Below are 7,484 nucleotides of genomic sequence, written 5' to 3'. Positions count from 1 at the left end.
TTTGTAGCCACAGCTCAGTAATTTTGAATCTCTCAAATAAACTTTTCTTTGTCTATTTTCAATATATAGCGCGTACTACGCCCACCACCTTCGAGTTTATACAATACATCATTTTCTAAAAGCTCAACTAGATGGCGTGTTGCTGTCGCTTTACTTACACCAGTCACTTTTTGATACTGAGAAGCACTGATCCCATGAGGAAAATCATTCTCTTCGCCATGAAGTAAACGATTTAAAACTTTATTTTGGGCCTCATTGAATTCAATATGCGAATAAGAACTCCAAAATTTAGCTTTGGCAATCGTTCTATCCAGTCTTAATAAAGACCTGTCGATACTTTTCTCTAACGTATCTAAAAACCAGATTAACCACTCATTAATCGTATAGGTATTATTCTGACACTTCTCTAGAATTTCATAATAGCTACTCCGATTTTCATGGATTGCCACTGACATCGCATACAAACGAATACTCTGGTGATCCATTTGCGCTAATGCTAAATCAGTGATGACACGAGTGATACGACCATTACCATCTTCAAATGGATGTAATGTTATAAACCAAAAATGAGCAAGAGCAGCTCGTAACAACGGATCAAGCATGACATCATCTTTAGAATGATTAAACCATTCTAAGAATTCATGCATCAGTCCTAGTAAATGTTCTCCACCTTCTGGTGCTTCAAAATAAAGCTTGGTTGATGTGCCATAAAGAGAACCACCCACAACCTGCATGGGAGCCGCATTATCTCGAATCTCTCCTACTTTGATTTTCTGGGCGGCATAATCAAAGCGTTCTATATTTTGAAAAAGCCATTTATGCCATTGCAACAGGCGCTCCATAGTTAATGGCGCATTATGATTATTTACGGCATCCATCATGATATTGGCTAATCCTTCAGTTTTATCCTGAAGTGGCGCAGGATTTTCTTCTGTTACACCTAAACGACGAGCTAAAGAGCATTTGAGTGAGCGAACATTTAACTTTTCATTTTCAATTAAAGAAGATGCTACAAGGTTGGTTAGCAGCATATCTAAGGGTAATGCTTCAGCATCTGGTGATGCTTTGCTCTCACCGACCAACTGACCTATCTTCTTATGGATTAAGCGCAATTTGGCCGTGACGAGTGTGTCATCCCATTTAAATTTAGTCCAATCGGCTTTTTGCCAGACCCATTTTTTCATTAGCATCCCCTATTCCATGAGCTGATTATAGCTTTTATTCGGCTCAAAATGTGAGCTATTTATTCAAATTATTCGGCTCATTCTGATGAAACATAGATTATGGAAATCCGTCATAAGCTAAATACGTTTTAAATTGGCTCATATATTGATTCAAATAAAATAATTATTCGGCTCATGAAACAAGCTGATAATGACTGGTATTTGGCTCACCTTGTAATTTAGATTTTTATGTGAAGGTCTAATCATCTTTACAAAATTTTTGCCGCAAGTATGGAAATGCAATTTTCAGAGTTCAATGTTATATAATAAAACGCAATACACTCTTTATTTCATTCTTATATGGCCAGTACATTTTCCGATAGTCATCAAATTAGCGTAGTTTCAACTTTTTCTGAATTGATAAATTCAAATTTTCAAAAAAGCATGAATGCGATTTGCTGGCATCGAAACCTAATTGGTGATTTCAAAGAGATTGTTGATAAACTTGAGTTAAAAGAGAATATTACAGAAATCTCGATAGAAGACCTTCTAGAGCTGAAACTCTCGGAAAATGGACATTTAGCAAGAGACATTATTTTAAAAGATATGCAATTATTAACTGATTTTGGTGCATCACCTGTACTGAATTTGCTTAAAAATTATCAAAGAGATGAAGATCTCGATTTTATTTCCACAGATGTTTATTCATATCATATTGATCGTTCACCGATCGAGACTGATACGTTTTTATGTACTTATTTCGGTCCAGCCAGTGACATTTTACCCAACGATCAAGTTGAGCAAAAAATTAAGATTCCAGCAATTAGGGAAAAACTTAAAGAGCTGTATCATGGCCCGGAAGATGAATTCGACATGTTCCTAGAAGACCATTTTTTCGATCTACATTATCAGCCTAAACCTGATGCAAACCCTTTGAACTTAGGCTCAGGACATCTTTGGCGATTGGCAGTAGATCATCCCAAACAGCAAGTTTTACCTTGTGTTCATCGTGCGCCCACTGAAAGAAAAAATGAGTATAGATTATTATTGATTTGCTAAAACAAATTCGTCATTTCAATTCAATATAACTCAATGGCGTTCTATTGGGCACTCTAGAAGCCATGAGTCGAACGAAGGTGTAAGTTTAGACGCGCTACTATTCCAAATTTTGTTTAATGATCTTCAATGAATCATTTAAACGGTCAATATCAGAAGGCTTTAGTCCTTTAAAACTATCTTCAAACAACACAACCGTCATTTCATTAATCTTTTTGACCATCTCTTCACCTTGTTGTGTCAATTTAACTCGAGTCACTCGGTTGTCATCGGGACACAACATGGTTTCAATCAGATTCTCTTCACGCAGACGAATTAAAATTTTGGTAGTCGTTGATATTTTTATTAACGTCATTTCCGATAAATCAGAAACACTTGCATTTGGATAAAGATAAGCCGCCAATAAAATACGACGTCTAGAATTATCTAAACCGTATTTTTTTAAAGAGTTGTCCATTTTGGCAACATACAGACCATAGACTTGTGTAATCCAGTAGTAAGGAAAATTATCTAGATTAAATTCGTCATGATTTGGAAAAAATTTGGAATACTTATTTGACATAAAAAAATGATTCATCCATAAGCTATGGGATAAAAGAAAAATTCAGACAACAACTAAAAACTATGACCATTTTAGAGTATTTATTTTTTTAAAATCAATATACTAGTGTAATAATTTTCATCATAATTACTATGTTTTTTGGCATAATTTTATAAAATTAACCATTCATTAAAACTAAGTCTATGATCTTATATACATAGTTTTCATAAGTTGTCCATTTAAAAAATTATGAAATTTAGCAGTTTATTCAAGCAGCAAAGTCCACATCTAGCTCAAACCTGAACTTTTTTTAAAAAACTCCAAATCTGCTGTAGAGAGGAATCTTTGTTTAACTTATTGCTTAAAATAAAAATTTCTTGCTGAATGCTAAATTTTGTATCGGCTAAAATTTTGACTTTATTCGTTGCCAGTTCATCTTCAATCGTAATTCTAGGTAACCACGCTACGCCTGCTCCTTGCATCACAAAATCTTTTAAATTATTTGCATGATCTGTTTCATATAAAATCCGATAATTTAATTGGTTTAATATCACTTGATCTACTAGATTTCTTAAGTATGCATTTTTACTATATGAAAGCAATGGAAAATGTTTATTTATATCAAACTTAGCTTCGCCATTATTATTGGTAATACAAACTGGAATAATTTCAGTTTGCCCTAATTTTAAATAATCAATAATATCAGTATTTATTTGATTGATTTTATTATGATCAATGTAACCAATAAAAAAATCACATGCTCCTTCTTTTAAAAGCTTAAAACCCTCTCCCACATTCGCAGCAATTAACTCAATTTTAAATTCTTGTAAATGCTCTGGAAATAGCTGAATAAACTTTGAAAAAAACGTTGAACTTAGTGAATGAACGACAGCAAAACGAACCGTAATTTCTTTTGATCTATTTAAATTATTTAATAAAGCCAACGTTGCCTGTAATTGATTTTCTATACTTTTAGCGGTCGCAAGTAAAATCTGTCCTGCATCGGTAAACTCAAGATGCCGACTGTCTCTATCTAAAATTGGAAAGCCTAATGCCTGCTCAAGATGTTGAATTCGTCTGGTAAATGCAGATTGGCTAACAAATCTTCGTTCTGCGGCTTTAGAAATTGATCGTTCTTGTTCAAGGGTTAAAAGATCTTCAATCCAGCGAATTTCAAGGCTCATGTGTATGGTCTAAGCGTAAGATCATCAAATTATAATCACAGTATGCAAATTTTGCATAGCAAATTTAATCTATGCATTAGAAATTATTTCTTACCAATTTTATGATGAATTATCTTCCTCAGACAGATAAAAAAATGAACGCCGAAATTTTAACACGTACAGAAAAAGATCTTTTAGGTTTTCGTGAAGTACCCAATCAATTTTATTTTGGAATTCAAACTTTAAGAGCCATAGAAAACTTCAACTTAAGTTCAAATAAAATAGAACAATTTCCGAATATAATTAAATCTTTAGCTATGGTTAAACTGGCATGTGCGCAAACAAATAACCAGTTGGGTAAACTTGATAATATCAAACTTGAAGCGATTAAATATGCTTCTGAACAACTTGTAAATGGTTCATTTCATGAACAGTTTCCCATTGATATGATTCAAGGTGGTGCTGGAACCTCGACCAATATGAATGCAAATGAAGTGATTGCTAATATTGGACTTGAATATCTCAATCATAAAAAAGGCGAATATCAATATTTACATCCAAATAATGATGTGAATATGTCACAATCCACCAATGATGTATACCCTACTGCAATTCGCTTAGGCTTGTTATTTAGTTTAGATGATCTAAATAAACCATTTGAAGACATCATTGCAAGTTTGCGCGCCAAAGGTCAGGAGTTTTCTCATATTTTGAAAATGGGACGTACTCAACTTCAAGATGCGGTACCGATGACACTTGGTCAGGAATTCCATGCTTTTGCTGCGACACTTGAAAAAGATTTAGCTCAAATCAATAGCATTGCGCCAAACACGTTGAATTATATGAATTTGGGTGGCACAGCAATTGGTACGGGTATCAATACTGAGTATCGTTATACGCAACTTGCAATTCAGGCTTTGTCTGAAATTAGCCAAAAAAATATTCAGTCTGCACCAGATTTGATTGAAGCCACTTCAGATATGGGCGATTTTGTCCTTTTATCGGGTTTGCTAAAACGTACAGCAACGAAATTATCAAAAATTGCCAATGATCTGCGCTTATTGTCCAGCGGTCCGCGTACAGGAATTAATGAAATTAATCTTGAAGCGCGTCAGCCAGGTAGTTCAATCATGCCAGGTAAAGTCAATCCAGTGATTCCTGAGGCATTAAATCTGGTTTGTTTTCAGATTATTGCAAATGATCTAGCGGTTACATTGGCAGCCGAAGCAGGTCAGCTTCAATTGAACGCAATGGAACCCTTGATTGCATTTAAATTATTTGAATCCATTGAGTTGTTATCTCGTGCTTTGGTAATGTTTAGAACCAAATGTATTGATACCGTGACTGCCAATGCCGAGCATTGTAAAGCTCAAGTAGAAAACTCGATTGGAATCGTGACTGCATTGAATCCATATTTAGGTTATGAAACAACGACTCGTATTGCCAAAACTGCAAATGAATCAGGTTTAAGCGTTCTCAGTTTAATTCGCGAAGAACAGCTTTTATCGGATGAAGTGATTGCTGAGATTTTAGCGATTGATAACATGGTGAAACCTAAAGACGCAGCTTAAGCATTTAATCAATAAAGGCGCTTTAAAGCGCCTTTATTTTTGAATATAAATATGATTTACCAATCTACTTTTGCACTTAAAACAAAGGTAATCGGTTCTCCTGCACCAGAGTTCATCCAGTATTTTTTATTAAGTAAATTATTAATATCAGCTCTAAAAGTCACAGGCTTATTTGAAATACGGGTCTTGTAGCCACTACCAATATTAACTAAGGTGTAATCATCAAATTTAATGGTATTTTCATCGTTGTACCATGTATCACCATAATGACGTACATCACCATGTACACTTAAACCTTCTATATAAGGTATATTCCAGTCAGCTTGAACCACTGCTTGGATCTTTGAAGCTCCTGATGGACGATTCCCTTTATATTCAATATTTGCTTCACTGACTTTTTCAATACTTGGATCGTTTAAATTGATCCCTGCATTTATAGTTAAATCTGGGGTAATTTTATATCCCCCCATCAATTCAAAACCTTGATAGACGGTTTCACCATTTTGAGTGAGATATAGCTGACCATTTATCATCTCATCGATTGTCGCCATACGTTCTAACCGGTATAAAGCAGCTGATGCATGCCATCGATCTTGTTGATATTTGGTTCCAATTTCATACTGTTTACTAATGGTTGGATCTAAATATTGACCTTCATTTGCATATTGCTGACCAGAACCACTTGTGACTTTTTGGCCTTCTTCCAATGCTTCTGAATAACTTGCATAAAATGACCAATCTTCAATTGGTTTATAAATTAAAGCATAAGTTGGTGTAACCACTTCTTTTTGATAAGTATTCGCTTGATTATTATAATTTATATAACGTCCAGCGATAATTGCCTGCCAATGATCATTAAAACTTAACGTATCACTTGCAAAAACTTGTTTTTGATAAATATTTCCAGAATCTGTTTGAGTAAAGTCCATCGGTTTATCATAGTAAGTAGTTTGTGGTTGATAAATATTGCCTGTAGCAACATTCGCGTCCCAGTTATAGTTTCCATCACGCATTTCTTTTTTTTCAAAAGATCCACCAAAAACTAAATCATGTTTGATAAAACCTGTGTTAAATAAACCATTTATCATTAATTGACTGGTATCACGAACGCTTTCCCCGCCTAATTGATACATGTTTATTGAATAATCACCTTGTTCATTCAAAATATAGGCAAAAGTTTTATTCACAAAATTACGATTTCTAGTTCTCGCCTGAGTGATTTCGGCTTTCCAATCATCATTAATTTGCCAATACAATCCTGTCTGTGCAAGTGCAGAATGAATGGTATAAAAAGCACCTTTTACTATATGTTTATCACTACCATCAATCGGTTTTGGAAGTTTATTACCTTCAAATCCCCACCATGAAAACATTGAAGCTTCATTATCTAAATGTCGATCTTGATAAAGAATCTCCCCTTTCCACACTAAATTTGGCAAAATACGATAATCAAGTGCTACTGCTGTTTGAACCGTACCGGGTTTGTCGGAGACTTTTTTATTTAAGTTAGGCCACCTGACCTAACGGATTAATCTTATCATAGTACATTGCTTCAAACTCAAAAGGCGATACATAACCCAGTGCACTGTGTACACGCTTTTTGTTGAACCAATCTACCCAATTTAATGTCGCAAGTTGTACATCTGCTAAACCTTGCCAATCTGCTTTTAAATATTCAATCACCTCTGTTTTGTATAAGCCATTCACCGTTTCAGCCAAAGCATTATCGTATGAATCACCTGTCGTACCGACTGATGCTCGTAAATTTGCTGCTTCTAAACGATTGGTATAGCGAATAGAAAGATATTGAACACCTCTATCGGAATGATGAATTACATTCTTTGGCATGCCTCGATCGTGCAATGCTTGCTCCAATGCATCGAGCACCATATCTGTATTCATCCGTGTAGATACTTTCCATCCAACAATTGCTCGCGAGAACACATCAATAATAAATGCAGTGTAGACCCAGCCAGAATTGGTTTGAATA

General features: G+C 34.7%; 7 protein-coding genes. 2 read left to right on the top strand and 5 right to left on the bottom strand.

Features of this window, described 5'->3' with window-relative positions:
• Positions 1 to 32: 32 nt before the first annotated feature.
• Complete coding sequence (locus JR005_RS11670) at positions 33 to 1,184, bottom strand: Fic family protein (protein WP_218665111.1); 1,152 nt, start codon at positions 1,182 to 1,184, stop codon at positions 33 to 35.
• Between the two features lie 339 nt (positions 1,185 to 1,523).
• On the opposite strand from JR005_RS11670, the gene JR005_RS11665 reads away from it, so the two are divergent.
• A complete protein-coding gene (locus tag JR005_RS11665) occupies positions 1,524 to 2,222 on the top strand; it encodes a DUF1826 domain-containing protein (RefSeq protein WP_218665110.1) in 699 nt (232 codons plus the stop codon).
• 97 nt (positions 2,223 to 2,319) lie between these two features.
• Here JR005_RS11665 and JR005_RS11660 read toward each other — a convergent pair whose 3' ends face one another.
• A complete protein-coding gene (locus tag JR005_RS11660) occupies positions 2,320 to 2,781 on the bottom strand; it encodes a MarR family winged helix-turn-helix transcriptional regulator (protein WP_004997920.1) in 462 nt (153 codons plus the stop codon).
• A 272-nt stretch (positions 2,782 to 3,053) separates the two neighbouring features.
• The gene (locus tag JR005_RS11655) at positions 3,054 to 3,944 is read right to left on the bottom strand and encodes a LysR substrate-binding domain-containing protein (RefSeq protein WP_218665109.1); all 891 of its coding nucleotides are present in this window, start codon (positions 3,942 to 3,944) and stop codon (positions 3,054 to 3,056) included.
• A gap of 134 nt (positions 3,945 to 4,078) precedes the next feature.
• Between JR005_RS11655 and JR005_RS11650 the strand changes: the two genes are divergently transcribed.
• Entirely contained in the window at positions 4,079 to 5,494 is a 1,416-nt protein-coding gene (locus JR005_RS11650) for an aspartate ammonia-lyase (RefSeq protein ID WP_218665108.1), read from the top strand.
• A 56-nt stretch (positions 5,495 to 5,550) separates the two neighbouring features.
• Here the strand turns inward: JR005_RS11650 and JR005_RS11645 are convergent, their stop codons facing one another.
• Together JR005_RS11645 and JR005_RS11640 are read right to left on the bottom strand one after the other, a co-directional pair.
• Positions 5,551 to 6,933: a TonB-dependent siderophore receptor gene (locus tag JR005_RS11645; RefSeq protein WP_228731698.1), complete on the bottom strand. Its 1,383-nt coding sequence runs from the start codon at positions 6,931 to 6,933 to the stop codon at positions 5,551 to 5,553.
• Between the two features lie 67 nt (positions 6,934 to 7,000).
• Positions 7,001 to 7,484, bottom strand: a 484-nt coding sequence (locus JR005_RS11640) for an IS3 family transposase (protein ID WP_218665107.1), incomplete at its 5' end; no start/stop codon positions are given.

The sequence above is a fragment of the Acinetobacter sp. Colony158 genome, from assembly GCF_019264745.1.
GTDB classification, from domain to species: Bacteria; Pseudomonadota; Gammaproteobacteria; order Pseudomonadales; family Moraxellaceae; genus Acinetobacter; species Acinetobacter ursingii.
This window is presented reverse-complemented; position numbering and strand designations above follow the sequence as displayed.

Coding starts and splice junctions, on each gene's coding strand:
- JR005_RS11670 (WP_218665111.1), bottom strand. CDS start 1,184: ATGAAAAAATGGGTCTGGCAAAAAGCCGATTGGACTAAATTTAAATGG.
- JR005_RS11665 (WP_218665110.1), top strand. CDS start 1,524: ATGGCCAGTACATTTTCCGATAGTCATCAAATTAGCGTAGTTTCAACT.
- JR005_RS11660 (WP_004997920.1), bottom strand. CDS start 2,781: ATGTCAAATAAGTATTCCAAATTTTTTCCAAATCATGACGAATTTAAT.
- JR005_RS11655 (WP_218665109.1), bottom strand. CDS start 3,944: ATGAGCCTTGAAATTCGCTGGATTGAAGATCTTTTAACCCTTGAACAA.
- JR005_RS11650 (WP_218665108.1), top strand. CDS start 4,079: ATGAACGCCGAAATTTTAACACGTACAGAAAAAGATCTTTTAGGTTTT.